Consider the following 26,755-nt stretch of genomic DNA (forward strand, 5'->3'; position numbering starts at 1 on the left):
TAATAAAGCCACCTAGGTGGCTTTATTTATCTTAATCCAACGACAGTATTAGAAATTGATGGTAGCCGCCAACTGAGGGCCCGAGCTAGTGTAATTGGTTCCACCATGGTTATCAGGCAATACAAAACCCAACGCACGATAGGTCAAAGTCACATCACCCCACGAGAATGCATCACCAACACCGGCCTGCAATTGCCAGGTTGTGTCATTAGAGCCAGGGCCCTTACCGCCATCAGCATAGAAAGGGATAAACCAGGATGTATCGGCGATGCGGTAACGGCCTTTGAAACCCACAATGGCGTCAGTTGTATGAAGATCGGAACTGCGACTTCTATTGCGATCTGCAGTAGTAGTGCCATCAATATTGACAATAGCTTGGCTATTGATCACGGTAGTAGAGCTGATGTAGCGCAAACCAAGCAAGCCATCTAGATAGAGGCTGGCGGATTTATATGCGGTGTATGTGGCAGCACCGGTTAAAGCAGTTTGAGTAGTAGCCGCATTATCACCAACCGAGATTGTGCCATCACCATTTGGTGTATAGGCGGTGCGGCTAGAGCTGCCGTCCTTAAGCGACCAATACACCAAGTCAGCCATCATGCCCCAATCTCCCTTGTGAGCTTCAGCACTAAAGAGCGCACCAGCAGTGGCATCACTCAGATTTTGACTGATTGAGTTTGTGCTAGTTACTGAGCGACGACCTTCGGTGAGCGTTGCTGAAGAAGCACTACCCCATCCATTAATTGATGCAGAAACACGCCAGTCGTCATTCACAACTGGTATAGGGTTGACAGTGACAGACTGCGCCTGAGCGCTTGCAAGCCCAGCAAGGGCAAGAATGGAGAATAAAGCTTTAGATAATTGAATTTTCATGATTGGCTTAAATGCAGTTTAGTAATTCGAAATAAAAAAAGTTTGACCAATTAAATTGTACTAACCCGAACTTGAATAGGCACAATACTGTATTTATAGCTTATTTGCACTATTTGAGGGCAAGCAATTGAGGTAGAAGCGCTTAATTTCGAGATCGCAGCTAATATCTTTTGCTTCTATCGGCCTTTGCAAGCTGATTCCCTCAATCGAGGTACAACGGCTCAAAGCCACATAAACCTGCCCAGATGCAAAAGCACCCGACGAAAGATCTACCCTGACCTTATTAAGTGTTTTGCCCTGACTCTTATGAATAGTGACAGCCCAAGCCAACATCAAAGGAATCTGCACATACGTACCAATAATTTGTGGGGATATCTTGCCGCTCATCATGTCATGGTCGTAGCGATAGGATTCCCACTGATGGCCTTTTACCTCTACCGTATTGGAGTAAGGTCCATTTTGGACAGTCACCTTAACAGTATCGGGCAATAACTCGCGCACAATACCAATGGTGCCATTGACCCAGCGCTTTGGAAAACCACTATCCGTTGCAGTGAACATGACACGTGCCCCAACCTTCAGGGCGAGGTTGTTTGGAGATGGCAAATTGCGTTCATCAATATTGAACTTCCCTGTCGTCTTACCAATATAGAATTTGGCGTCCACCGCTAAAGCGCGGAGTCCTGCACCATTAATTTGATCAGCCCTTGCATTGGTTGTTGTTAGGGTAATCGTTTGCTCATCTTGTTCTTGATCCGGTCGAAAGCATTGGGTATTGAGGGTCTCAAGCGCCCCATCAATATCATGATTAATCCGAATGCGATTAAGCAATCCAGCAAAGTGCTCGTCTTTTTGACGGAATATTTTTGAGAGCTCCACCATGGTCACATCCTTACGATGCAAAGCCATGGAACAGAAAAAATAAGGCCCCTCGTAACCTCGACCTGCTAGCACCTCCATATCGGCGCCCGATACAACTGGGGGCAACTGAAAAAGGTCACCCACAAACATGACCTGAATGCCGCCAAAGGCTTGGTTTTTGTGGGGTCCATTAGCACGTAAAAATAAATCAATCGCATCGACTACATCCGTGCGGACCATCGATACTTCATCGATGATCAATAAGCGGATATCTTTATATAGTCGCCTGTCTTTGAGGGGCTTAATATCCTCTTCCGGGAAAATGAGGCGCGGCGGCAGGCGAAAGAAGGAATGAATAGTTACCCCCTTAACCTGCAAAGCAGCCACCCCAGTAGGCGCAACTACAACCACATTACCTGGAATATTTTCCCGAAGATAGCCAATTAAGGTGGTTTTACCAGTTCCCGCTTTGCCACTCACAAAGATATAGGGGTCGCCCCTCTCAATTGCATCAATCACCGCCTGATAGTCGGGGGTAATTTCTATTTCGGAAGAATCGAGGGCTGCAGGACTGCTCATAGCCCTATTGTTTCATGAAAGTAAGATACTTGGCATGACTATTACTAGTGAAAGAAGTAGCCATAGACCGAGAGTAAGAGCTCAATAAAAATCAGTACCAAAATATAGATCTCTACTTTATGAGAACTAGTGTAACGAATCGTTTCTAGCAGTGTGCTGGCGGTTCTGCCAATTGCTGCTAGCTTTGCTTCAATCTGCAAAGATCGCTCAGTTAACTCGTATTCATCCTCTAAACGTGCATGCAGTAATTGCAACTCTGGATTAGTTAGAAGAGAATTAAAGCGATCGGTCACATCACCTCGATTGGCCATGCGCTGCTCTGCTAGAAGCATGGTACCAACGGTTTTCATGAGATTGCGCGTATTGATTGAGAAAGCGCCATCATCCGCTAAATCGAGCGCAAGCGGTTCAATCTTATCGAACTCACTACTGATACGACTCTCTAAAAAATCAATCTGATTAGACTTAGCCAAAATTTCTGCAACGATCTTAATGCGATCTAGATCCGGAGCATGGAGATAGATGTCATCTCCATCCGGACCCTCTTCATGTTCAGGATCAATAACAATCAGCAAAGACTCTTCTGCAAAGCCCTCAATCATTCCGGAGCAGGCGGGTGTTAATAATTCTAGTAACCACTTCCTATCATCCTCGGTGGAGGCAAAAAGCACTACACAGCCAAAACGGAAAATAACTGCAGCGCCTGATGACGGCAAACGCACTGTCAGAGGCGCCAATGAAATTAACGGTAATGACTTAAGCTGTTTGGTTTCAATATGATTGGCGATATTGAGCACCAAAGCATTCAACTGGTGCGTAGTATCCATGCCTTTCATTAAAGGACTTTGGTTAGTCGGTAAATTGAGGCCTAAGGGCTTATTCATAATGGAACTCTATTAAGATTTAATTAATATCATCTCATGAACTAGCGCTTAAATAGGCTACTATTAGATGGATGAAGAGGTGGACATGAAAAAACCCATGATTTGCTTTAAGCAAAATGAAGACGGCGTTGCGGCAGTCGAATTTGCGCTTATTCTGCCAGTGCTCTTAGTGCTGGTTTTTGGCATCATTAACTATGGCATTCTGCTATATGACCAGGCAGTTATCACCAATGCTGCCCGCGAGGGAGCTCGCTGGGGGGCTATTAATACATCAGCGGCCATTAGCTGCTCAGGCACGGCTACCGGTACTGGCAATCCCTGTCAGATTGCCAACAATTACACACATGCCAATCTAATTACTTTTGGTGGTAATGCAAACTCTTCTGCATCCGCAACAGGCACTGGGACCTCAGGCACTACTGTCACCGTAACCGTTACTTATAAATTTTCCGAAATTGGTTGGATTGTTGGTAGCGCAGTGAATAACCTCACATCTAGGATGAACATTAATAGCACCGTTTGATTCGATAGATAAGCTAACCATCTACCCCAATCGCTGGCAATGAAAAACATGGCCGAAGAACTTAGTAAGCCAATCAGCGCTAAACGGGTGAATTGAACATAAGCCGTTGAGGTCTTGGCAGTCTCAAGGCGCGACAAGACATACATTAAAGCCAAGCCATTTGCTGGGATAAATAAAATCCAAACAAAAATACCCCCAGTACTAAAAATGCCGTAGATGGTAGCTAAATGTTGCCCCAAGGACCATGCCACCGAATCAATCGGCCCAAGAGGGGTGTATGGCGCTGTGGGTGACAGAAAAAGGCGATCTTGAAATGGCAAGGCATCCCAGATCGCCTGGCTTTGCAACGCATCTCCATGGAACATAGAGCACAACACAAAAAGCCCCACGACTTCTAGAGCGAGAAAAATTAAGGCCTTCTTTAAATAACCAAGATCTGGATTTTCCTTTTGAACAATCCATAGCAATAAGAAAGCAGCAGGAAAGCCCATAAAGAGATAAGCCTCATGCATCAAGACCATTAAGGGTGAAATCGTTAACAGGAGGAAGGTCAATAAACCAATCCATATCGATCGCCGCCTTAAGGAGCTGGCTTGAATGTTTAAGTATATGAGGCATAGGATTGAAAAAAAGACCAAGAAAATGCCTTCTTTACGTATATAAAAAATACCGCCGCTGCCCATGTGGAAGATACCGCCCTGCAATAATATTGCTACGGCCAGTACGCTCCAATCTTGGATTCTTGCCTTTAGATAGATGACTAGAAACAGGGCCACATAGGCTGCAAATGCCCAAAAAACAATGGCATAGATTGAGGTAGTGATTGGAAAAACCGAACTTATTTTTAGAATGATTTCGCCCACTAAGCCCCGCCTTACAAAACCACCTTGATAGTTAATCAACCATTCAGACATCTGACGTGGATTAAAACGAGCTTGGGAAACATTTCCCATCATCCATAAATAGGCAATGAGTAAAGGCGCCTCCAATATAAAGGCAAGAAATGTAAATTTCAGGAGCGCATATTTACGGCTTGACATAGTTGATTTCATTAAAACTAAAGCGATGGCCTAAGTTCTGACACTGATAGCGACCTTCATTTCGAATCAAGTGCTCATTCATGCGTTTCCTCTCATGAATGACCAGCAAGCCAGACGCTGGGTTCAGAACACCATCCGCATAAATCATGCCCAATGTTGGATGTGGATCTAAGTTGCAATTCGGATAAGCAAAATGCATCAGCCCATCAAATTCTCCTACCTTATGAGTAGCATTGCATACCTGGTAACTACTGCTTAAGGTGGGTTGATAGAACTGGTAAAATCAGCGGAGTCGCAGGCGCTTAACACTAAAAGAGTTCCTGCCAAAGTAAATCCTAGGCAATACCTCTTCATCTGCCAGATTGAAAGATAGGACATATTGAGGCTATTAACGGGGTATCAGATCAAGTTGGCTCATCAAAGCCATGCTATCAGAGCCAATTGACTCGTGGCGTCAATTTTCAATAAAACCACGCAAGATAATCACCAGAAATAGAAAAAGGCCCCTTAATAGGAGCCTTTTAATATTCAATGGGGCGAACGACGGGGCTCGAACCCGCGACAACCAGAATCACAATCTGGGACTCTACCAACTGAGCTACGTCCGCCACTGAAGATCCAATATTATAGCTTTTGTCGCAAAAACCTGTCAAAAAGACCTATCTAGGCCGACTCAAACTCAAAAGCAGCCCAATCACCTAGGCATAAGCTGGCATCAAGGAAAAAATCGGCAATAGCCGCTTTGCTCTGCACTTTAGCTAGGGCATGGTGGTCTGAGAGGCGTTGACGCCAGTAGCGGGATCCCGCCCTGCCATGAGCCAAACCTAGAATATGTCTTGAAAATGCACCAATATAGAAAGGCTTGCCTTTGGCATTACATTCATCAAACCACGCTTGGACCTGTTTAATTAAAGCAATTTGAATGCGGTGCCACTCGGTTTCGCTAAAGAGATAACCAGCAGCTTCCCCGTTGCTATGAATTAGGTCATCCCAACCTAGAAGCATGGCGGGAAAATGATATGCCGCCCTACCCACCATGAAGCCGTCGAAATCATCCCAATGGCCTGCAATTTGTTCATTGCCCTCTAAGCCCCCATTTAGCAGTACCTGCAAATTCGGGAATTCCTTTTTAGCATCCAGACGCAAGCTTGCAGCAACTTCGTAGCGCAATGGCGGCTTGCTACGATTCTCTTTTGGTGACAAACCTTTAAGCACTGCATTACGAGCATGAATAGTGACTTGGCTTGCGCCAGCATCAGCTACCGCGAGGATAAAGTTCAAAGCAAACTGGTAATCCTCCTCTGAATTGGCAGCATCCATGCTGTCTAGACCTAAACGATGCTTTACAGTAATTGGAATATCTACAGCAGACTTCATGGCTCGCACGCAATCCGCAACAATCTGTGGTTCAGACATCAGGCAAGCCCCGAAGGCGCCACGTTGAACACGCTCAGATGGACAACCGCAATTCAGATCAATTTCGTCGTAGCCCCACTGCTGCGCTAATTGAGCGGCTCTTGCTAAATCAGATGGCTCACTACCCCCTAATTGCAAAACAACTGGATGCTGATCTTGCGAATAATCCAAATGACGCGGTACATCACCATGAATCAGCGCACCAGTGGTAACCATTTCGGTATATAAGATTGCCTCTTTTGTGAGAGTGCGATGAAATGACCGGCAGTGACGGTCAGTCCACTCCATCATCGGAGCTACAGCTAATCTCTTTTTCATAAATCGACCTGTAAGCCTTTATCTATATAGGTATTTGAATATGATAATCGCAATAAATCGTAGTAACTTGCCCTAAAACGCAATCAATCTGCCACAAATTTGACACAAATTGCTACGATTAATCATGGAAAAAATAGAAAAATTCATCAGGTCATATGTCGGTTTAAAAGGGACTACTTACAAAGTACGGATACGTCAACGTTGCCCTATTACCAAATTACCGGTAGAAGCTTCAGAGTCATTTAAAACTCTTAAAGAAGCAAAAATATACAAAACTATTGAACTTGCCAAAATTTTACAGGGAACTGCCAAAACCAATACAAATGGCGATATATCCCTCTCCGAACTTATCTCTCTATATATAGAGGGCGTAAAGGACATGGGCGAAGAAATTGCTAGGTCAAAGTTGGGAACCCTAAAACTCATATCCCAGTCCGGGCTAGGTAAAAAGCGAATAGATAGCTTAACTGCAAGGGGCCTGGTAAAGCACGGCCAAGAGCGGCGACAAGAAAAGAAGCGAACCCTTAAATCTGGTGCCATCAAAACCCTCCCTGGGTAATCCCGCCTTATGACGGATATATCAATCAATTCAAAAGCATTTTTTAGTGAAGTACTCGGGAAAGATCAAGCAGCTTTAGCCCTAATGAGCGTCATGCGCAATTTATTTAAATTTTATGATCCATTAATCGAGCTCTCTATTGCTGATAAATGATCGCTCTTGATGGGTAATTGGATCTCTAAACCAAATTTCTTTAGCCAATAATTTCAGGGGCCGCGTAAAGTCCAGATCGAATTTTTGATATGGCGTCAGAATAGGGTAAATCTGATCATTTTTGATAGGGATTCCCAAGGCGTTCAAATGACAGCGTAATTGATGCTTCTTTCCGCTACCCGGACTTAATCTATAGCGAGCCCATGAGCCATTACGTTCTATTAATTCGATATGAGTATCGGTATTTGTGGGGCCGTCCACCTCTCTCATTTGTAAAAAATGGTTTGACTCCTCTATGCGGCTACGATACGTTAGAGGCAATTTCAGATCTAGCTCATCTGAGTAAGGGGCAATCGCTTCATAAATCTTTTTTACAGCCCTATCCCTAAATAGATTTTGATATTGCGCTCTATTATTGGGTTTGATTGAAAAAATGACTAAACCTGCAGTATCCCGATCTATCCGATGAATTGGACTTAATGCCTGGATACCAGTTCTTTTTTTCAAACGATTGAGCAAGGTTTGATGAAGATACAAGCCACTTGGCGTGACAGGTAAAAAATGGGGTTTATCAGCCACCACAATATGTTCATCTTGATAGAGAATCGCCTCCTCGAAGGGGATTTGAGGTTCCCTATCCAAGCGTCGGAAATACATTAAGTGGGTATTGGGAATGTAGGGGTCATTTGCCGCAACCGGATGACCATCCATAGTCATTACTAAACCTTCGTTAAATCTAGCCACCCACTCCGCTTGATCAATATGGGAAAAAGTATTAACGAAAAAATCAATCAGAACTGAGTAAATTGAGGTAACAGGTAAATATACCCTTGAGGACGAAACCCCTTCGGAATTAATTTTCATGCAAGGTGTGATTTACTCTTAATGTTAGGATCGAATCTACCCGAAACCACCTATATGTTCATCAATAGGGCTGCAATGAATTTGTATTATATTTAGCTCGGGAATAGGGTTGGAGTCCATTCAGATAGTCCGCAATTTGTACTACAGACATAACATGACATACCCCTCCCAGCTCAATCGCTGCAGCGGGCATACCAAAAATGATGCTGCTAGTTTCATCCTGCGCAATCGTATCCCCACCTGAATCAAAGATCTTTTTCAAACCAATGGCCCCATCCCTACCCATACCACTCAAAATTACTCCGACCGAACTTGAAGGGCAAGACTCGGCAACGGATGCAAAGAGCTTGTCGATATTTGGGCAATAAATTTCACCTGGGGAAGGCGAACTGATTCTAAATCCACCATCAACACCTATCTCAAGATGCTTTCCTTCGGGCGGGAAATACAAATGTCCCGCCATTGGAACTCCCTTTTCTTGAGCGATTTCTACTTTTAAATTCGTCATACTTTGCAGCCAGTCAAGCATCCTGACTAAAAAACCATTGCTGATATGCTGGACACAAATAATTGGAATAGAGAAGTCGGCATTTAAATTTAAAAAATAATGCCTCCAAAGCTTGAGGCCCACCAGTAGAGGCACCGATCACTACTATCCTAGGTATAACCAATCGGCTGAGCTCACATTGGAGTGGTTTTGGGTTTGGCAATCTTATTCCATTCTTTTTAATGTACTTAACGCCATTTTTACTCTCCTCACTAATCAATCGCTAATTCTCTACGCCTGTAACAAAGTCAATAAAACCACGCTCTACATGGGTTGAAATTAGCTTAACCCTGAGCAGGTGTCCAACCGGAAAATCATCCTTTGCGTTGATTAAGCGCCCTTCTACAGGTGGATTAAAGATTCGCACCCAGGTACCTTTCTCGTTTACACCAGACACAATGCCATTGAAATATTGACCTATGCGGTCATGCAATAGAAGTGCCGCTTCAGATTTACGTAATTGGCGCTCCACTTTCTTAGTAACGTCTTCCTGAATAGTGCAATGCAGGGCCATGGCCTTGAGTTCTCCGACAGAGTACGGCGGCTCCTGCCCTGCTAGAACAGACTTAATCAGGCGCAAGGTAACGATGTCTGGGTAACGGCGATTTGGGGCAGTCGAGTGCATATAGTCACTAACGGCTAAACCAAAGTGACCAATTGGATGATTGGTGGGCTTCTCAACAATATATTCGCCAGAGCCCATCAACTTGACAATCAGCAGCGATAGATCTGGAAAGCGTATTGGGTCCTCTCTATGCTGCTTTGCCAAAAATGCTTCTAGTGCTTGTGCATCTGGATCATTAGGCAATGTATATCCATGTTCCAATGCTACTTTGACGATCCGCAACCAGCGCTCCGGTGAGCGCACCACCCTTCGCATAGAGTAAATTCCGGCGCGACCTAGGAAGCGCGAAGTACATCCATTGGTGGCAATCATGAACTCTTCAATAAGCTGACGAGCGCGATTATGATCTTGCTGCTTAATCTCAGTAATAGTGTTGCCAACAAAGTTCGCTCTTGGCTGAAAAATATCAAACTCTAATGAGCCGTTTTCATGGCGCTTGACCCGCAGTTTTTGAGCTAACTCATCTTGAATCTTTAATTGCCATTTCAAATCTGGAACTGCTGCTGCTTTTTCAGGTAACTGCCCGCGTCCCTCCAGCCATTCTGAGCTGGCATCATAGGCCAACTGAATCTGGTTACGTACCAAAGCCCTGTAAATAGTGGATTTTTTGAGATCAGCCTCTTTTGAAAAATGCATTTCACAAACGATGGCTAAACGATCCTCACCAGGATTTAAAGAGCTCAGATTGGTCGATAGCTTTAAGGGTAGCATCGGAAAGATGCGTGCAGAAGTGTAGACAGAACGCGTATTAATAAAGGCATGCTCATCAATCGGTGTTCCTTTTTTAATGAGTGCATCCACATCAGCAATGGCAACCAGTAAGTGATAGTCATGACCACTATCTTTACGCATTACAGTGAGCTGATCTAAATCTCTTGAGTCATCGTTATCTATCGAGCACCAAGGCAAATTCCTTAAGTCCACTATCGAGGAATCATTTTCTCTAGCGGGATTCTGAATTTTCTCTAACTGTTCATGCACCGCGGGAGAGAATTCGGGTTCTAAGCCCCGCACAAGCATCACGCCCTCAGCGATACGTGAGAGCACTTCGATATGATTGCTAATTTCACGAGTACGAAATGGGTACTTCACAGAATTGATCAAGCTAGTCTAGGCCTTTAATCGCGAGAATCTTGCTTTCATCTTATACCTGCGCCTCAAATTTGCCTAGATTCTTGCAATGATTTATCTTTAAGCGTATACATAGAAGGTGTCTTATCGCTTGTACTGTATGAATTAAAAGAAGGCAGCAATATGAAACGCATTGTCGATGTATTTACTAAAGATTGGTCACATGAGATTGTTTGGACTTATGTAATTGAATTAGGGGATGGTCTTGTGCCACTTGAGATCGAAGCATTTGAAAATGAAGCTTTACGCTTAGCGGTTGAAGAAAATCGGGGAAACCCTGAGTTTATGTTTGCCAAGGCTCGTGAATAAACAAGAGTGACTCTATGCCACCCTTTTATATTTCAATGCTCGTCAATATCTATAGAGAGCCATCAATTTTTACTTGAAGCTCCTTGGCTAGATCCAGGGCGCCCTGATAACCCGAGCGGAGATGAGCAGGTAGATCGGGATCTCCAATCATTGCGCCCAAGGTTTCAACTAAGCTGTACACCAGACCCTTGGCTGCGCCTGCTGCAATCGAATTCTGCTCTAACGCAGCGTCGATATGATTTACCGCATCTAAGAAATAATCATGTCCCGGAAGTCCATCCGGACCTAATGGCTGAGTACCCATGTGCTACCTCCTAATGGCTAATATGCTTCAGCAAGCAAACTAATCGGCTGCCAAATCGCTGCTGTAGATTTCAATCTTACCGTTATGCGCGTGCCCATTCAAAATCTTCTGCTCTGCTATTGAGAGTAGCTTGAGCTGATGCTTTGCAAAATGCTCTAGAGGGTCGCCCAACACACTATCTGGATCAATATCCTCTAGGGCCTCATAACTAAAAACGCAATCCAAGGGATGACCGTCCAATGATGCCGGAAAGTGAATGGACTTGTCTTTACCAAAGCTAACGGGGCCTATGAAGTGAATTTTCATCGAAGTTGATCCGCTTTATAAAAGAACTTATTGGCGTAAGCAAAAATTTCTCTATCCGTTGGATGATCGACTGTTTCTACACCAACAATGCGATTCGCAATATCTTGGTCGTGTTGATGCGCATGCTTAATTAATTCTAACTTTGCAGAACCTGGGCCAATAATCAAAATCTCTTTTGATTCTTTAACAGCCTGCAGAACAGAATGCAGGTACTTATCATCCAAGGCAACTCTACCGCTACCAATCTCACCACCCTTATGGTGCAAATGTGGATGAGTTGATTTGGTTTTAATTACCTCGGCTTCATCAGCGGTTTCGCTTAGAAACATGACATGCGCTTCTTTATGGTCAATCCAAACTACCGAATGATTAAATGACATGTGATTCCTTATTAATTAAATTCAATAACAGCTTTAGTATGCCTGCATTCAGATGAATAATTAGTGACAAATAAAGATTTTGAACATTTCTTTTGATTTAGATCAATCAAAGGTGAAGCGATGGCGCATGGTGGCGTTATTTCCGCCAGAAGTTCCATTGCTGCTATTGCCATGGCCATTCACCGTAATGTTCGTATCTTTTGGGGTTGGTTTGCTAGGGTTGCTGCCAGCCTGGACGCCCTCTTCATCAGTCGACACCGGTGCTTTGGGGCGCGGCGCATAAGGATTACGCTGGGGTTGGAATAGTCTGGCAGTATCAATCGGTGGCGACCCCTCATCGGCGAAGGCCAAAAGGGGCATTTGGATGCTCGCAACCCATATTAACCCCATACAAATAGACTTGTTGAACCTCTTCATCAGTAAATCATACCTATATTCCAGATCAGGATAAGGTCACTATACTTATCTTTGCTGAATAAAGAACCCCAATAATGAGCGTAATTCGCATTTACCCTATGATTTTAAAAGACCATGTTTGATCTTTCTTTGCTTGATATTTGCTTGCTGCTTTTATGTGCCTTGATGGCTGGGCTAATTGATTCCATTATGGGCGGGGGCGGCATGATTCAAGTGCCTGCACTATTCTCTTTTCTTCCCGGATATCCACCAGCGACGCTGATGTCAGTAAATAAAATTGCCTCTTTGGTGGGCACTAGTGGATCAGCGTTTCAATACGCCAAAGCTAATAAAACCCCTTGGAAGCTGGTGCTCATTTCCTGCTCAGCAGCATTTTTAGCCTCTGTTGGAGGCGCTTATTTACTAACTCAAGTTCCTAATCAATGGTTAAGGGGGGCTTTACCATTTTTCCTGCTGGCCTTATTAATTTTTAATATTCGCTCAACCGCCGGTTTAGTGCATGCTCCTCGTCACCAACATCACAAGCAAACTGGCCTTGCATCCTTGGGGGGTGCGTTAATTGGCTTTTATGATGGCTTTCTAGGGCCTGGTGCTGGAGCCTTCTATAAGCTTTGGTATGCCCGCGTTCTGGGTTTTGATTTTTTACGCTCTGCCGCCCCATCTAAATTTCTAAACGTTGCCTCGAATCTTGGAGCGCTATGCGTTTTTTTATCACTGGGCTATATGAATTTAAAACTCGCTTTTTTAATGGCGATTGCCAATTTAATTGGCGGCCAAATTGGAAGCAAAATGGCCATAAAACACGGTAATGTATTTATTCGTAAAGCCTTTTTTATTACTGTGAGCGCCTTGATACTAAAAACTTTTTACGACGCCTATATCCAATAAGTCATGCTTATTTCAATTGCAACTATCTTCCTGGTGTTGATCTATACGATCATCAAGCATTTGCTGAGCAAGTCTGGCCAGCGCTATCTTATCGATAGTTATGGATTGGACTCCAAAAAATTAGAATCCCTAAGCAAACAAGATATTCGCGCTCTAAGAGCATCCATTAGCCAGCTCCACAAGCAGAATGATGCGTTTGGGCTGGAGGAATTACTCAGGCGCTATCGACCCTAATCAGACTATTTCTTGAGCTTTCCAAAAGCAGCGGCCATCGCATTATTTATTGGCGGCAAACTACGTCTATCGGCATTCGACTGTCCTTGCTCATTATTCCTTGGGGTAGACCTATCAAAGTTTTTTTGTGGTGGCTTCGGTGTGCCAGCTTTGGGTGCCTCATCGCTTAAGCGCATAGTTAATGCAATACGCTTGCGTTTCTCATCAACCTCAAGCACCTTTACTTTCACAACCTGCCCCGCCTTAACTACCGAGTGAGGATCTTTCACAAAAGTATTGGCTAATGCAGAAATATGCACCAATCCATCTTGATGCACGCCAATATCAACAAAGGCACCAAAAGCAGCTACGTTCGTAACCACACCTTCCAAAATCATCTCTGGCTTGAGGTCACTCACTTTCTCGATACCGTCCTTGAAAGTGGCGGTAGTAAATTCTGGACGCGGATCTCTTCCTGGCTTTTCCAATTCTTTGAGGATATCGCTTACCGTTGGAATGCCGAATTTCTCATCAGCGTATTTTTCAGGGGCTAAGTTTTTGAGGATCGAAGCATCCCCAATCACCTCTTTGACACCTTTTTTAATATCACTCAGAATTTTTTCAACTAAAGGATAAGACTCAGGGTGAACAGCGGAGGCATCCAATGGATTGCTACCATTCATAATGCGCAGAAACCCTGCAGCTTGCTCGAAGGTTTTATCGCCTAAGCGTGGAACACTGCGTAAATCAGCCCTACTCTGAAACGCCCCATTGCTGTCTCTGTAGGCCACAATACCCTCGGCCACTGTGGCGCTCAACCCCGAGACTCTTGCGAGCAAAGGTGCGGAAGCAGTATTCACGTCCACACCCACTGCGTTTACACAATCCTCCACTACCGCTACCAATGATTTCGCTAATTGAGTTTGCATCACATCGTGCTGATATTGGCCTACGCCAATTGATTTAGGATCAATCTTCACAAGTTCAGCCAAGGGATCTTGCAAACGACGGGCAATGGATACTGCGCCACGTAGAGAAACATCCATTCCGGGTAACTCTTTAGAGGCATATTCAGAAGCCGAATACACCGATGCCCCCGCTTCCGATACAACAATTTTGGTGAGCCTTAATTCAGGCTTGGCCTTGATTAAGTCTTGCGCCAACTTATCGGTCTCACGCGATGCAGTGCCGTTACCAATCGAGATTAAGGTGGCTTGGTGCTTCTCCGCCAATTTTGCCAGTGTGTGCAGGGAACCCGCCCAATCATTTTTGGGTTGATGTGGGTAAATGACATCTGTATCGACCACCTTGCCAGTGGCATCGACCACAGCCACCTTCACGCCGGTACGCATGCCAGGATCTAAACCAATCGTGACTCGTGGCCCAGCAGGTGCTGCTAGTAGTAAATCTTTTAAGTTACGTGCGAATACATGAATGGCTTCAGTTTCTGAGCGCTCACGCAAAGCACTCATCAGCTCAGACTCAAGATGCAAGGAGCATTTAATCCGCCACGTCCAACGCACTGTATCAGCCAACCATTGATCAGCTGGTCGCCCTTCATTTTTAATCTTAAAGTGATTAGCAATACGAGATTCGCAAGGGTTGTGAGGCGCATCCCATCTTGGCTTTTCTTCTTCGGTATCCAGGCGCAAATTAACCATCAGTATTTGTTCGCGACGCCCTCTAAATAAAGCCAGAGCACGATGCGATGGAATTGCTTTAATAGGTTCAGAATAATCAAAGTAATCCGCAAACTTCTCACCCTCTTGCTCTTTGCCTGCAATCACCTTTGATTCAACCACACCATGGTCTTGTAAGTAAGTACGCAATGACTGCACTAGCGCAGCATCTTCAGCAAAACGCTCCATCAAGATTTGGCGAGCACCCTCAAGCGCTGCTTTGATATCTGGAACACCCGGGTTATCACCTTGGTCAGATTGAAAGGCCTCTTTAATGTATTTTGCTGCCTCAGTATCTAGGGTGAGATTAGGATCTTGCAATAAGTCGTTTGCTAGCGGCTCCAAACCTGCCTCTAAGGCAATTTGTGCCTTAGTACGACGCTTCAATTTATATGGCAGGTATAAATCTTCTAGCCGAGTCTTATCCTCCGCCAACATAATGCTCTTGAGCAACTCAGGGGTCATCTTGCCCTGCTCCTCAATAGCAGCTACGATCGCCTTACGACGCTCTTCCAGCTCCCTCAAATAACTTAAGCGCTCTTCGAGCAAACGCAGTTGCGCATCATCTAATCCGCCAGTAGCTTCTTTACGGTAACGGGCAATAAAAGGCACAGTAGCACCTTCATCCATGAGTGCGATGGCTGCTGCTACTTGAGCAGGTTTAGCGGAGAGTTCTAGGGCAAGTCTTTGTTCGATTGAAGGCAGCATAAATACTTATAAAAAGGTTCTAAACAGGATTGAAGGATAGAGAATAAACTATCGAACATGACCCTTACAGCAAACTCTAAAGCCTCAATTCATATGCCCCGAGGGCTTGTTTTTGTCTTCGCCCTGGCTTGCGGCATTTTGATTGCGAACCTCTACTATGCGCAGCCTTTAATTAGCTTAATTGCCCCAGAAATCGGCCTCTCAGAATCCGCTGCTAGCCTGATAGTTACCCTCACACAGATAGGGTATTGCATCGGCCTAATCTTACTTGTGCCACTGGGTGATCTTGTAGAAAACCGTAAATTGATTTTATTGACAATCTCAGGGGCAATCCTAGCCTTGGTGATGGCCATGCTAGCGCCCAATGCCCTCTGGTTTTTATTTGCCTCCCTTTTAGTAGGCATCGGCTCAGTGGCCGTACAGATGCTAATCCCAATTGCGGCGCACATTTCTCCTGAAGAGCGTCGAGGTCGTACCGTAGGAAACATCATGAGCGGCCTTCTATTGGGTGTGATGTTAGCGCGTCCGATTTCGGGTTTCATTGCTCACCACTTTGGTTGGCGCACCGTATTTGGAATGTCTGCGGTCCTATTAATCATCTTGGCAGTTATTTTGTGGAATTTGCTACCAGAGCGCCAACCTACCCTAAACCACCATTACTTCCGCCTGATTAAGTCCCTATGGTCTTTATTAAGAGATACCCCAATCCTACGCCGCCGAGCGCTCTATCAGGCAGCGCTTTTTGCCTCATTTAGCTTGTTTTGGACTGCGATACCCCTACTGCTATCTGGACCACTATTTAAGCTTTCTCAGCAAGGTATTGCCCTGTTTGCGCTAGCTGGTGCTATGGGCGCCATTGCTGCACCGATCGCTGGGCGAATTGCCGATAAAGGTTATGCCAAACCAGCCACAGGATTTGCCTTGGCAACTGGGGCTTTTGCATTTTTGCTGTCTCTCTTTGGGGGAACATCGGCCTCACTATTTTGCCTAGTGCTCGCTGGCATCTTGCTAGATATGGGCGTGCAATGCAATGTGGTTTTAGGCCAGCGGACAATCTACCTTTTGGGTGCAGAAGTACGCAGTCGCTTGAATGCTTTGTATATGGCCATCTTTTTTATTGGTGGCGCTATCGGCTCTGGCATTGCCAGTGTAGCCTATCTATATGGTGGTTGGACGCTAGTGGCATCTATTGGCTTTGGCTTTCCAGCTGCCGCTTTTCTGTTTTATTTAACGGAATAAAAAAAACCGCCCTACAACATCTCGGGCGGCTTCTTTATTAACGCATGACTTAGTCACGCGATGCTTTCTTGCGCTCATGCTCTTTCAAGTAGCGCTTACGAATACGAATGCTCTTAGGCGTTACTTCTACCAATTCATCATCGTCAATAAATTCAACCGCATACTCCAAGTTCATAGCAATAGGCGTAACCAAGCGAACCGCTTCGTCTGTACCAGAGGCACGAACGTTAGTTAATTGCTTGCCTTTAATAGGGTTCACAACCAAGTCGTTATCACGGCTATGGATACCAATGACCATTCCTTCATATAAAGGATCGCCAGGGCTTACAAACATACGGCCGCGATCCTGTAATTTCCAGAGCGCGTAAGCTACTGCTTCACCATCGTCTTGGCTAATCAGTACGCCGTTATGACGCTCACCCAAAATACCGTCTTTAGCAGGAGCATAAGAATCAAAGGTATGACTCATTAAGCCATTACCGCGAGTCATTGTCATGAAATCACCCTGGAAACCGATCAAGCCACGCGCAGGAATACGGTATTCCAAACGGGTGCGGCCTTTACCATCGCTTACCATGTCGAGCAATTCACCTTTACGCTTACCCAAGTCTTCCATTACGGAGCCTTGAGTTGTATCTTCAACGTCCACGGTTAAGTTCTCATATGGCTCCATCTTCACGCCATCAACTTCGTGGAATACCACGCGAGGACGTGAAACAGCCAACTCATAACCTTCACGACGCATTGTTTCAACCAAAATAGTGAGGTGCAATTCACCACGACCAGACACTTCAAATACAGTATCGTCATCAGTTTCTTTAACACGCAGAGCCATATTGGATTTCAATTCGCGGTCTAAACGCTCACGAATTTGACGGCTAGTCACAAACTTGCCTTCACGTCCAGCCAATGGGCTGGTGTTCACCATAAAGTTCATGGTCAAGGTGGGCTCATCAATCTTGAGCATAGGCAAAGCTTCTGGCACGTCAACTGCGCAAATCGTTGTACCAATCGCGAGGTCTTCAATACCATTTACCAATACGATGTCGCCTGCTTGTGCTTCATCCACTAATTCACGCTCAAGTCCACGGAATTTCAATACCTGATTAATACGACCTTTACGAACAGCGCCGTCAGGACCATCCATAAATACGACATCCATCAAAGGCTTAACTGTTCCGCGGTTAACACGGCCTACACCGATCTTGCCAACGTAGGTGCTGTACTCAATCGAGGTAATTTGTAGCTGCAAAGGACCATCAGGATTGTCATCACGCACCGGCACGTGCTTTAACACTGTGTCGAACAATGGGCGCATATCACCTTCACGCACATCATCAGTCAAGCCAGCATAGCCATTCAAACCAGAGGCATACACCACTGGGAAATCCAACTGTTCTTCAGTGGCACCCAGCTTATCAAACAACTCAAATGTTGCATTAATGACGTAATCCGTACGTGCACCTGGACGATCAACTTTATTGATCACTACGATTGGCTTCAAGCCAAGCGCCAAGGCTTTCTTAGTCACGAAACGGGTTTGTGGCATTGGACCTTCAACTGCATCCACCAATAACAATACCCCATCAACCATAGAAAGCACACGCTCTACCTCGCCACCAAAGTCGGCGTGTCCCGGTGTGTCAACGATATTAATATGAGTGCCGTCATATTCAACCGCACAGTTCTTGGACAAAATAGTAATGCCACGCTCTTTTTCCAAGTCGTTCGAGTCCATGACGCGTTCGGTCATTTTTTCATTGGAACGAAATGTGCCGGATTGGCGCAAGAGTTGATCAACCAAGGTAGTTTTACCGTGGTCAACGTGGGCGATGATAGCGATATTACGAAGTGCGCGTTTAGTCATGTGAAGCTTCTGTAGTTAGAATAAAAGTTGGATAAAGATTAGTGAATAAATAAGTCAGTTCGGTTTAATGGGCTGTGGAAATCAAACGTTTGGGATGTAGCACTCCAGAACGCCAATCCGCAGTGCCAATAAAATTGTGCGAGGCAGCTGTAGCACGATAAATACGCACTAGAGCCTCAATCGAAGGAATATTGAGTGGCACGCGTTGCCCCATTTCTAGGCGCTTAGCTTGTTGCTCATCAACAGTTAAATGCGGCAAGGTTTGCAACAAGGCATCAACCGGAAGGATGTAGGATGAGTGATTTTGCAAACCACTGCGAATCAACTCCAAGTCAAACGATTGTTCTAAGGTGAGATGCCCTACCTCGGTTCGGCGCAAACCAACCAAATGGGCGCCACAAGCTAGCGCATTACCAATATCTTCGGCCAATACCCGAATATAGGTTCCTTTGCTGCATGAAACCTCTAATGTGGCTTCAGGCCAGTTGATAGCAGTCCAACGAATCGAGTGAATCGTAATATTGCGGGGCGTTCGTTCGAGCTCAACACCTGCTCTAGCGTATTCATAAAGGGGTTTGCCATCGCGCTTGAGAGCAGAATACATAGGCGGTGTCTGTGAGATCGCACCAGTAAATTGGGGTAACAAGCTATTCAGTGCAGCCATCAAGGAAGCTTCGTCAGCAAAAGTAGGTAATGGTAATTCTTCAATAACGAGACCTTCAGCATCACCCGTATCGGTCCTTGAACCAAACCTCACTTGAGCGATATAGGTTTTATCTGCGTCCAATAAATCCTGTGAATACTTGGTAGCCTCACCCAAGCAGATAGGCAGTAAACCGGTAGCCATCGGATCTAGGGTGCCCGTATGGCCTGCCTTATCAGCATTGAATGCACGCTTAACGGCCGTAACCGCACCCTGCGAACTCATGCCCACAGGTTTATCAAGCAAGATTACGCCATCAATGCGAACTGACATGACTTTTACTGAGCCTCATCTTTACGATCACTATCAACTGCCTGATCAATTAAGCGCGACATTTCAATGCCGTGCTCAACAGAGCTGTCATAGTGAAAATGCAAAGTAGGAACAGTATGAATATGCAAACGTTTAAATAACAAAGAATGCAAATAACCCGCCTTTTCTTGCAGAGCCTTTGCAGCATGCTCAGGCTCTGCACCCAAGACGGTGAAGAACACCTTGGCATGGGCTAAGTCAGGTGTTAACTCTACACTTTGCAATGTAATCAAACCCAATGTCGGGCTGCGCAATTCACGAGGAATCAACTCAGCCAAGTCTCGCTGAATTTGATCGGCGAGACGTTGGTTACGATGCGGACTGGTTTTATGCATGCAATTGCGGTCGCTTAAAGTGTTCTAGCAACTTCAGTTACTTCATACACTTCGAGTTGATCACCCTCCTTGATGTCGTTATAACCCTTCAATGAGAGGCCGCACTCAACACCGGCGCGCACTTCTTTTGCGTCATCTTTGAAGCGTTTAAGAGAGTCCAACTCGCCAGTCCAGACAACCACGTTATCACGCAGCAGTCGAACGCTTGAAGTTCTCTTCACGACACCATCAGTTACCAAGCAACCAGCAATCGCGCCAACCTTAGAAACCAAGAAGACTTGACGAATCTCCACCATACCGGTGATTTCTTCTTTCTTATCTGGTGTCAACATGCCGCTCAACGCTGCTTTTACTTCATCAACCGCGTCATAAATAATGTTGTGATAACGAATATCAACGCCATTATTTTCTGCAAGCTTACGGGCTGCCGCATCGGCACGGGAGTTAAAGCCAATAATCACCGCCTTAGAAGCAACCGCCAAATTCACATCAGTTTCAGTGATGCCACCAACACCGGCGTGAACGATTTGCACCTTAACCTCTGGTGTGGAAAGTTTTTGCAAGGATTGTGACAAGGCTTCTTGTGAGCCCTGTACGTCTGCCTTGATGATTAATGGCAAGAGCTTAGCTTCGATCGCGCCTTCGCCCATGTTTTCCATCATGGTTTCAAGCTTGACTGCCTGTTGTTTAGCCAACTTCACGTCACGGAACTTACCTTGACGGAAGAGTGCGATTTCACGGGCTTTACGCTCGTCAGGAACCACTTGAACTGCCTCACCAGCAGCAGGAACCTCAGATAGACCTTGAATTTCCACCGGAATAGAAGGACCAGCTTCATTACATGGCTTGCCATTCTCATCAAGCATTGCACGCACGCGACCAAAGGCAGAGCCTGCCAACAACATATCGCCACGCTTCAAAGTGCCTGATTGAACCAATACAGTTGCAACAGGACCACGGCCTTTATCTAAACGTGCCTCGATAACCAGACCTTGTGCTGGAGCATCTTTAGGAGCCTTCAGTTCCAGAATTTCAGCTTGCAATAAAACGTTCTCAAGTAAAGCATCAATACCTAAGCCAGTTTTTGCAGAAACTTCGATGAAGGGAACGTCTCCACCGTATTCTTCTGGAACGACCTGCTCTGCCACCAATTCGGTTTTGACACGCTCTGGATTGGCATCAGGCTTATCAATCTTATTAATAGCAACCACCAGAGGAACGCCAGCTGCCAATGCGTGGTGAATCGCCTCTTTAGTTTGCGGCATCACTCCATCATCAGCCGCAACCACCAAGATCACAATATCAGTCGCCTTAGCACCACGAGCACGCATTGCCGTAAAGGCTTCATGGCCCGGGGTATCCAAGAAGGTAATCATGCCACGCGGTGTTTCAACGTGATAAGCACCAATATGCTGAGTGATGCCGCCGGCTTCGCAAGTAGCCACTTTGGCGGTACGAATCTTATCTAATAAAGAGGTTTTACCGTGGTCAACGTGACCCATGACTGTTACCACCGGAGGACGTGACAATAACTCAGCGTCATGTCCAGCAGTACCTAAGTCCAAATCAGGATCATCCAACTTCGCAGCATGTGCAGTATGACCCATCTCTTCAACAATGATCATTGCAGTATCTTGATCGAGCACCTGGTTAATCGTAACCATCTGCCCCATACCCATCAGCAGCTTAATGACTTCAGCACTCTTGACCGCCATTGCATGCGCTAAATCAGCAACCGTAATGGTTTCAGGTACATGCACATCACGCACTACAGGCTCTGTTGGAACCTGGAAGTTCGTGTCAACGTTTGCCTCTGCAATTTGACGTTGTTTTTTTCTGCCACCGCCAGAACGCCATCCACTTGCACCACCGGAACTATCGCCGCGTGTCTTCAGACCGCCGGGTTTTTTTGCGCCTTCTTCTTGCCAAGTGGAAGATGTTTCAGCCGACTTAATCGTTTTACCGCCAACTTTAGCTGGGGCTTTCTTCTTATCGTCCGCACCCTCTGCCTTAGCAGGTTTATGCAAGGTTCCTTTTTTTGCTTCTTCAGCAGCAACTTCGCTTGGTGCTTTGAGAACACGAGCTGGCGCACTCATCATGTCGCGAATCGCTAAAGCCTCAGCCTCAGCAGCTGCGCGACGCTTGGTAATATCAGCTAATTGCGCTTTATTGGCATCAGCCAAATCTTTGGCTGCTTTATCTGCCTTTACCTTCTTCTCGGCTGCCTCTGCTTCTGCAGCGGCAGCAGCAGGCACCTCATCAACAGCCTTCACTTCTTTTTCTACCGGGGCTGGCACTGCCGCAGCAGCGACTTCTTTGACGCGAGCCTCTTCTGCTGCCTTCATTTCCGCTTCTTGACGAGCCAATAGCTGAGCTTGACGCGTTGCTTCTGCAGCACGTTTCTCAAGCTCTTCTTCTGACAAAATCGATTTGGCAGGTGCTGCTGGTGCAGCAACTTTTGCTGGTGCATCTTCAACTACTGGGGCAGGCGCGGTTTCACCAGCCTTAACCAATACGCGCTTCTTGCGCACCTCTACCTGAACAGTACGAGTTCGGCCAGTGGAATCAGCCTGACGAATCTCGGAGCTTTCGCGCTTGATGAGAGTAATTTTTTTACGATTACCAGTATCGGCGCTACCATGCTCTTTTTGCAAATGTTCAAGCAGGACTGTTTTGTCCTTCTCGGTAATGCTCTCGTCTTCAGAAGCCTTATTAATCCCAGCCGCCTTTAATTGCTCCAAGAGGTCAACCGAGGTTCGTTTAAGTTCTGTAGCGAGTACTTTTACTGTTGTTGCCATGCACTACTTCCTCTCATGAAGTAAACCAATGTTCGCGCGCTTTCATGATGAGCGTTTTCGCAGTTTCTTCGTCAATTTGTGTCGCCTCAACCAGCTCATCAACAGCCAGTTCAGCCAGGTCGTCACGGGTGTGAACTTGATTGTCAGCAAGCTTGGCAATCAATTCGGTTGTCATTCCTTCAAGGGAACGCAAATCTTGCGAAACTTCGCCAACGCGCTCTTCTTTTGCCAACTCCATTGTTAATAATGAGTCGCGTGCACGTGTACGAAGTTCATTGACAGTATCTTCATCGAATGAGTCGATTTCCAACATCTCCGATAAGGGTACATAGGCAACCTCTTCCAATGTATTGAAACCCTCTTCAATCAAAATGTCAGCTACTTCCTGATCCACGTCCAACTTATCCATGAATAGCTGACGTACAGATTGCGCTTCTTTTTCTGTTTTCTCAGCAGACTCTTCAGGAGTCATGATATTGATCTGCCAACCCGTCAAATCACTAGCCAAGCGCACGTTTTGTCCGCTGCGGCCAATAGCAATTGCCAAGTTCTCTTCATCAACCACCACATCCATCGCATGACGCTCTTCATCAACCACAATCGAAGAAACTTGAGCCGGTGCCAAGGCACCAATCACAAATTGCGCTGGGTCTTCTGACCACAACACAATATCAACTGCCTCACCAGCCACTTCATTACGCACTGCAGTAACGCGCGTACCACGGACACCAACGCAAGTTCCGATTGGATCAATACGCTTGTCATAAGTGATAACAGCAATTTTTGCGCGGATACCAGGATCACGAGCGGCGCCCTTGATCTCCAATAATCCTTGCTCCATTTCAGGAACTTCGTTCTCAAATAATTTAATCAAAAACTCTGGACAAGTGCGGGACAACTCAATCTGTGGACCGCGTGCCTCGCGATCAACTTTAAGAATGTATGCACGTACACGATCGCCTGAACGTAAGTTCTCTTTTGGAATCATTTGATCACGGCGCAACAATGCCTCTACACGACCAGATTCAATGATCAAACCATTTTTATCAGCCCGCTTGACAGTACCAGTCATGACTTTTTCGCCACGCTCAAGATAGTCATTCAAGATTTGCTCGCGTTCTGCATCGCGAATACGCTGCAAAATCACTTGCTTAGCTGCTTGAGCTCCAATACGGCCAAATGCTAAAGATTCAATTTGCTCTTCGATGTACTCACCAACTTCCATATCCGGAAATTGCTCAATGGCCTCAAAGTGTAAGATCTCTTTATCAGGCTCTTGCAGTCCAGCCTCGTCAGGGACAACCAACCAACGACGGAATGTCTCGTATTCACCGCTATCGCGATCGATCGACACGCGAATGTCAACATCTTCAGTTGCATAACGCTTCTTGGTCGCAGAGGCTAAGGCCATTTCTAGTGCCTCAAACACGATTGCTTGATCAACGTTTTTTTCACGCGCTAGGGCGTCTGCCAACATGAGAACTTCTCGACTCATGACTTTCTTCCTTTGAAATCAATAACAGGGACCAACCGAGTCTTATCGACCTCGGCTAAAGAAAACTCCAATTGAGACTGCGCACCATCAGTGCCCTCAAACAACAAACCAAATTTCGCATCCGGAGAATCTAATTCACCGCTCAGCAAACCTTGCAACACACCACGAAAATTTTTGCGATTGCCCACGGCAACGCGCAATTTCATATCGACTTCCATGCCAGCAAAACGTTCAAAATCAGCAGCCGACTTCACTGGACGATCCAGGCCTGGCGATGAAATCTCCAAACGCTCGTAAGGGATGTTTTCTACCGGTAAGGTATAACTTAGTTGGTGGCTTACTTTTTCACAGTCAACCACCGTAATCAATCGTTCGTAATCCGGATTTTCAATTGTGACGCGCAGCAAACCACCGGCTTCGCGCTCGATATCTACGAGTACGTAACCTAAGTTTTCCAGCTCTGCAGCAATAACCCGCTGATCTTTCACAACACTCCCTCATGCCGAATTGGCAAAAAAAAATGGGCTTCAAAGCCCATATTCTTAAATTCAGAACAGGCCGACTTACGTTGATCGCAACATCAGTCGGTGACAACCAAAAACAGCAGAATTCTGCTGTAAGACCGAAATTATAGCCGATTTACAAGAAAACCAATACAAATCAGAAGCTTTCACTCGGATTTCTCGGCTTACGTGGACCCTTATTAAAGGGTTTGCGCCCTTTTGGTGCGTTACGTTTGGGGCCATTTCCTGGGGTTTGCGGACTGGCTGTGACAAATGCAGACTGCCCATGATGTACTTTGGCGCCTTTACTGCGGTTTTGACCACCTCTGCCTTGAGCACCTTGACCTGCGCCCTGCCCCCCGCCTTGACCAGGTCTACCGCCTTGGGTGCGCCCCCTGAAAGGACCGCGACCCTCGCCTGATCCGCCGTTACCTTGGCCAGGCTTGCCGCCACGACCTTGGTGAGTCAACCCATGATGGCTGCTAGCCATAGTTAATGCATCTTTAGAACCCCAATAAGAAACCGAAGTTTGCATTGGGTCTGGCTGGAAATCATCCCCACCCACTCCAGATTGACGATCTCGACCATGATGCCCTGTGCCGGGACCGCGCCCTTTGTTATCTTGAGGTTGTGGAACTTTAAGTCCAGCTTGTTTCATCAGACTGGCAACGCCACCAGGCGTAACTTCCTCCCACTTGCCACGACGTAAGCGCGGCGGCAGCAAGAACATGCCATAGCGTGTTCGCAACAAACGGGATACCGTGTGACCAACCGCCTCAAACATGCGGCGCACCTCCCGGTTACGACCTTCAGTCAAAGCAACGTGGTACCAACGGTTTGCTCCGTCACCGCCACCCATTGCCAAACGCAAAAACCGGGCTTGTCCATCATCCAATTGAATACCTGACTTCAACTGGGCGATATTTTCTTGACTGAGCTCACCCAAAATACGCACTGCGTATTCGCGTTCAACACCATAACGAGGGTGCATCAGGCGATTGGCTAATTCCCCAGAGGTGGTGAACAACAAAAGACCTTCGGTATTAAAGTCCAAGCGACCTACAGCAATCCAACGACCCTGGCGCGGCTTTGGCAGGCGATCAAAAACAGTTGGACGACCCTCAGGATCGGACTGACTCACAATCTCGCCCGAGGGCTTGTGATAAAGAATAACGCGTGGTGGTTTTGTCTGAATCTTACGATAGACCTGTTTGCCATTGATGCGAACTTGATCGGTTGGCCCAATACGTTGGCCAATATGCGCTGGCAGGCCATTTACTGAAACACGGCCTTGGATAATCAAGTCCTCCATGTCGCGGCGCGAACCCATACCGACATCAGCCAAGACTTTATGCAGCTTGACGGTATCCTCATCATCAGCATCATCATCCAGGCCATCGAGATCGGACCACACTTCATCGCGCAAGCTTAAAGGCAAATCATCCACATTGGCGAACTGCAAACTACTCATCTCATCTTCACTGGGCACATCTGCATCTTCGTCATGGCGCACGCGTTGTGCGCGGCGCTCAGCGCCAGTCTGATGAGAAATTTCACTCTCATTAGGGCCATCGGGATTGGGTGCATCAATGACTTCAGGTGCATCTAATGCTGCATCAAATTCTCCTGATACAACCGCAGCAAATAAGGCTTCACTCTCAGCGGGATTAGGCGCTAATTTAGAGGCTGTATTTGCTCCGCCTTCACGTGGAGCATGCTCACCACCTTCACGGCGTGGTTTGTCTTTGTTAAACGGACGCTTCTTATTAAATGGGTGCTTACCAGTGCGACGCGGGCGACGCTCGCCACCTTCACGACCTTCCGCCTTGAGGTCTTGCGCCCCTGCAGGGGTAGACTCAGTGGTCGATGGATTTGCTACTGGAGATGATTCGTTTTCGTTAGAGCTTGTCATTAATTATTAATTTT

27 protein-coding genes and 1 tRNA gene are annotated in these 26,755 nt (G+C 46.1%); 6 read left to right on the plus strand and 22 right to left on the minus strand.

The genetic code is table 11. The annotated features are described in order from the left end of the window. Positions 1 to 48 precede the first annotated feature (48 nt). The 3 genes from BOQ04_RS07840 to BOQ04_RS07850 all read right to left on the minus strand — a co-directional run bounded on the left by BOQ04_RS07840 (position 49) and on the right by BOQ04_RS07850 (position 3,197). Complete coding sequence (locus BOQ04_RS07840) at positions 49 to 873, minus strand: hypothetical protein (RefSeq protein WP_076024194.1); 825 nt, start codon at positions 871 to 873, stop codon at positions 49 to 51. Between the two features lie 93 nt (positions 874 to 966). Further along, positions 967 to 2,313: an ATP-dependent DNA helicase gene (locus BOQ04_RS07845; RefSeq protein WP_076024195.1), complete on the minus strand. Its 1,347-nt coding sequence runs from the start codon at positions 2,311 to 2,313 to the stop codon at positions 967 to 969. Between the two features lie 44 nt (positions 2,314 to 2,357). After that, positions 2,358 to 3,197 (minus strand): RMD1 family protein, encoded by an 840-nt coding sequence (locus BOQ04_RS07850; RefSeq protein WP_076024196.1) that lies wholly within the window; start codon positions 3,195 to 3,197, stop codon positions 2,358 to 2,360. 85 nt (positions 3,198 to 3,282) lie between these two features. On the opposite strand from BOQ04_RS07850, the gene BOQ04_RS07855 reads away from it, so the two are divergent. After that, positions 3,283 to 3,720 carry a TadE/TadG family type IV pilus assembly protein gene (locus BOQ04_RS07855; protein ID WP_158025487.1) on the plus strand — a complete coding sequence of 146 codons (438 nt, stop codon included), beginning with the start codon at positions 3,283 to 3,285 and terminating at the stop codon, positions 3,718 to 3,720. On the opposite strand, the gene BOQ04_RS07860 is transcribed toward BOQ04_RS07855, so the two are convergent. The 4 genes from BOQ04_RS07860 to dusA form a co-directional block, all read right to left on the minus strand. Then, a complete protein-coding gene (locus tag BOQ04_RS07860; RefSeq protein ID WP_076024198.1) occupies positions 3,636 to 4,760 on the minus strand; it encodes a hypothetical protein in 1,125 nt (374 codons plus the stop codon). The two genes, BOQ04_RS07855 and BOQ04_RS07860, sit on opposite strands and share 85 nt — an antisense overlap. Continuing rightward, positions 4,747 to 4,959: a hypothetical protein gene (locus tag BOQ04_RS07865; protein ID WP_076024199.1), complete on the minus strand. Its 213-nt coding sequence runs from the start codon at positions 4,957 to 4,959 to the stop codon at positions 4,747 to 4,749. Before BOQ04_RS07865 ends, BOQ04_RS07860 begins: the two co-directional genes overlap by 14 nt. A 333-nt stretch (positions 4,960 to 5,292) precedes the next feature. After that, positions 5,293 to 5,368, minus strand: a tRNA-His gene (locus tag BOQ04_RS07870). Between the two features lie 55 nt (positions 5,369 to 5,423). Beyond that, positions 5,424 to 6,494 carry a tRNA dihydrouridine(20/20a) synthase DusA gene (dusA, locus tag BOQ04_RS07875; RefSeq protein WP_076024200.1) on the minus strand — a complete coding sequence of 357 codons (1,071 nt, stop codon included), beginning with the start codon at positions 6,492 to 6,494 and terminating at the stop codon, positions 5,424 to 5,426. A 124-nt stretch (positions 6,495 to 6,618) separates the two neighbouring features. On the opposite strand from dusA, the gene BOQ04_RS07880 reads away from it, so the two are divergent. Continuing rightward, positions 6,619 to 7,053, plus strand: a complete 435-nt coding sequence (locus BOQ04_RS07880) for a hypothetical protein (protein WP_076024201.1) — start codon at positions 6,619 to 6,621, stop codon at positions 7,051 to 7,053. Positions 7,054 to 7,176: 123 nt separating this feature from the next. Here BOQ04_RS07880 and BOQ04_RS07885 read toward each other — a convergent pair whose 3' ends face one another. From BOQ04_RS07885 to BOQ04_RS07895, 3 genes are all read right to left on the minus strand, one after another. Beyond that, the gene (locus BOQ04_RS07885; RefSeq protein ID WP_076024202.1) at positions 7,177 to 8,070 is read right to left on the minus strand and encodes a pseudouridine synthase; all 894 of its coding nucleotides are present in this window, start codon (positions 8,068 to 8,070) and stop codon (positions 7,177 to 7,179) included. A gap of 61 nt (positions 8,071 to 8,131) precedes the next feature. After that, positions 8,132 to 8,713, minus strand: a complete 582-nt coding sequence (locus BOQ04_RS07890; RefSeq protein ID WP_083657559.1) for a chemotaxis protein CheB — start codon at positions 8,711 to 8,713, stop codon at positions 8,132 to 8,134. A gap of 127 nt (positions 8,714 to 8,840) precedes the next feature. Next, entirely contained in the window at positions 8,841 to 10,334 is a 1,494-nt protein-coding gene (locus BOQ04_RS07895) for an RNB domain-containing ribonuclease (protein ID WP_233126726.1), read from the minus strand. A 162-nt stretch (positions 10,335 to 10,496) separates the two neighbouring features. On the opposite strand from BOQ04_RS07895, the gene BOQ04_RS07900 reads away from it, so the two are divergent. Further along, on the plus strand, positions 10,497 to 10,682 hold the full coding sequence (locus BOQ04_RS07900; RefSeq protein ID WP_076024204.1) for a hypothetical protein: 186 nt from the start codon (positions 10,497 to 10,499) through the stop codon (positions 10,680 to 10,682). Positions 10,683 to 10,731: 49 nt separating this feature from the next. On the opposite strand, the gene BOQ04_RS07905 is transcribed toward BOQ04_RS07900, so the two are convergent. The 4 genes from BOQ04_RS07905 to BOQ04_RS07920 all read right to left on the minus strand — a co-directional run bounded on the left by BOQ04_RS07905 (position 10,732) and on the right by BOQ04_RS07920 (position 12,032). Continuing rightward, entirely contained in the window at positions 10,732 to 10,986 is a 255-nt protein-coding gene (locus BOQ04_RS07905) for a hypothetical protein (protein ID WP_076024205.1), read from the minus strand. Between the two features lie 39 nt (positions 10,987 to 11,025). Continuing rightward, entirely contained in the window at positions 11,026 to 11,292 is a 267-nt protein-coding gene (locus tag BOQ04_RS07910) for a DUF1488 family protein (RefSeq protein ID WP_076024206.1), read from the minus strand. Next, positions 11,289 to 11,672: a translational machinery protein gene (locus BOQ04_RS07915; protein WP_076024207.1), complete on the minus strand. Its 384-nt coding sequence runs from the start codon at positions 11,670 to 11,672 to the stop codon at positions 11,289 to 11,291. The genes BOQ04_RS07910 and BOQ04_RS07915 overlap by 4 nt, the downstream gene beginning before the upstream one ends. 102 nt (positions 11,673 to 11,774) lie before the next feature. Continuing rightward, complete coding sequence (locus BOQ04_RS07920) at positions 11,775 to 12,032, minus strand: hypothetical protein (RefSeq protein ID WP_076024208.1); 258 nt, start codon at positions 12,030 to 12,032, stop codon at positions 11,775 to 11,777. 171 nt (positions 12,033 to 12,203) lie between these two features. On the opposite strand from BOQ04_RS07920, the gene BOQ04_RS07925 reads away from it, so the two are divergent. Next, entirely contained in the window at positions 12,204 to 12,977 is a 774-nt protein-coding gene (locus BOQ04_RS07925; protein WP_076024209.1) for a sulfite exporter TauE/SafE family protein, read from the plus strand. 3 nt (positions 12,978 to 12,980) lie between these two features. Beyond that, positions 12,981 to 13,211, plus strand: coding sequence for a hypothetical protein (locus BOQ04_RS07930; protein ID WP_076024210.1), 231 nt, complete (start codon positions 12,981 to 12,983; stop codon positions 13,209 to 13,211). Between the two features lie 5 nt (positions 13,212 to 13,216). Here the strand turns inward: BOQ04_RS07930 and BOQ04_RS07935 are convergent, their stop codons facing one another. Continuing rightward, positions 13,217 to 15,577 (minus strand): Tex family protein, encoded by a 2,361-nt coding sequence (locus BOQ04_RS07935; protein ID WP_076024211.1) that lies wholly within the window; start codon positions 15,575 to 15,577, stop codon positions 13,217 to 13,219. A 57-nt stretch (positions 15,578 to 15,634) separates the two neighbouring features. Between BOQ04_RS07935 and BOQ04_RS07940 the strand changes: the two genes are divergently transcribed. Next, positions 15,635 to 16,816 (plus strand): MFS transporter, encoded by a 1,182-nt coding sequence (locus BOQ04_RS07940; protein ID WP_076024212.1) that lies wholly within the window; start codon positions 15,635 to 15,637, stop codon positions 16,814 to 16,816. A gap of 49 nt (positions 16,817 to 16,865) precedes the next feature. On the opposite strand, the gene typA is transcribed toward BOQ04_RS07940, so the two are convergent. From typA to rluB, 7 genes are all read right to left on the minus strand, one after another. Next, positions 16,866 to 18,683, minus strand: coding sequence for a translational GTPase TypA (gene typA, locus BOQ04_RS07945; protein WP_076024213.1), 1,818 nt, complete (start codon positions 18,681 to 18,683; stop codon positions 16,866 to 16,868). Between the two features lie 64 nt (positions 18,684 to 18,747). Beyond that, positions 18,748 to 19,659: a tRNA pseudouridine(55) synthase TruB gene (truB, locus tag BOQ04_RS07950; protein WP_076024214.1), complete on the minus strand. Its 912-nt coding sequence runs from the start codon at positions 19,657 to 19,659 to the stop codon at positions 18,748 to 18,750. A 5-nt stretch (positions 19,660 to 19,664) separates the two neighbouring features. Beyond that, on the minus strand, positions 19,665 to 20,033 hold the full coding sequence (gene rbfA, locus BOQ04_RS07955; protein WP_076024215.1) for a 30S ribosome-binding factor RbfA: 369 nt from the start codon (positions 20,031 to 20,033) through the stop codon (positions 19,665 to 19,667). Positions 20,034 to 20,047: 14 nt separating this feature from the next. Then, positions 20,048 to 22,831: a translation initiation factor IF-2 gene (gene infB / locus BOQ04_RS07960; RefSeq protein ID WP_076024216.1), complete on the minus strand. Its 2,784-nt coding sequence runs from the start codon at positions 22,829 to 22,831 to the stop codon at positions 20,048 to 20,050. Positions 22,832 to 22,844: 13 nt separating this feature from the next. Further along, positions 22,845 to 24,326: a transcription termination factor NusA gene (nusA, locus tag BOQ04_RS07965; protein WP_076024217.1), complete on the minus strand. Its 1,482-nt coding sequence runs from the start codon at positions 24,324 to 24,326 to the stop codon at positions 22,845 to 22,847. Continuing rightward, on the minus strand, positions 24,323 to 24,814 hold the full coding sequence (gene rimP, locus BOQ04_RS07970) for a ribosome maturation factor RimP (protein ID WP_076024218.1): 492 nt from the start codon (positions 24,812 to 24,814) through the stop codon (positions 24,323 to 24,325). Before rimP ends, nusA begins: the two co-directional genes overlap by 4 nt. 172 nt (positions 24,815 to 24,986) lie before the next feature. Continuing rightward, entirely contained in the window at positions 24,987 to 26,741 is a 1,755-nt protein-coding gene (gene rluB, locus BOQ04_RS07975; protein ID WP_076024219.1) for a 23S rRNA pseudouridine(2605) synthase RluB, read from the minus strand. Positions 26,742 to 26,755: the final 14 nt, after the last annotated feature.

This window comes from Polynucleobacter sphagniphilus (assembly GCF_001953355.1).
Taxonomy (GTDB): Bacteria; Pseudomonadota; Gammaproteobacteria; order Burkholderiales; family Burkholderiaceae; genus Polynucleobacter; species Polynucleobacter sphagniphilus.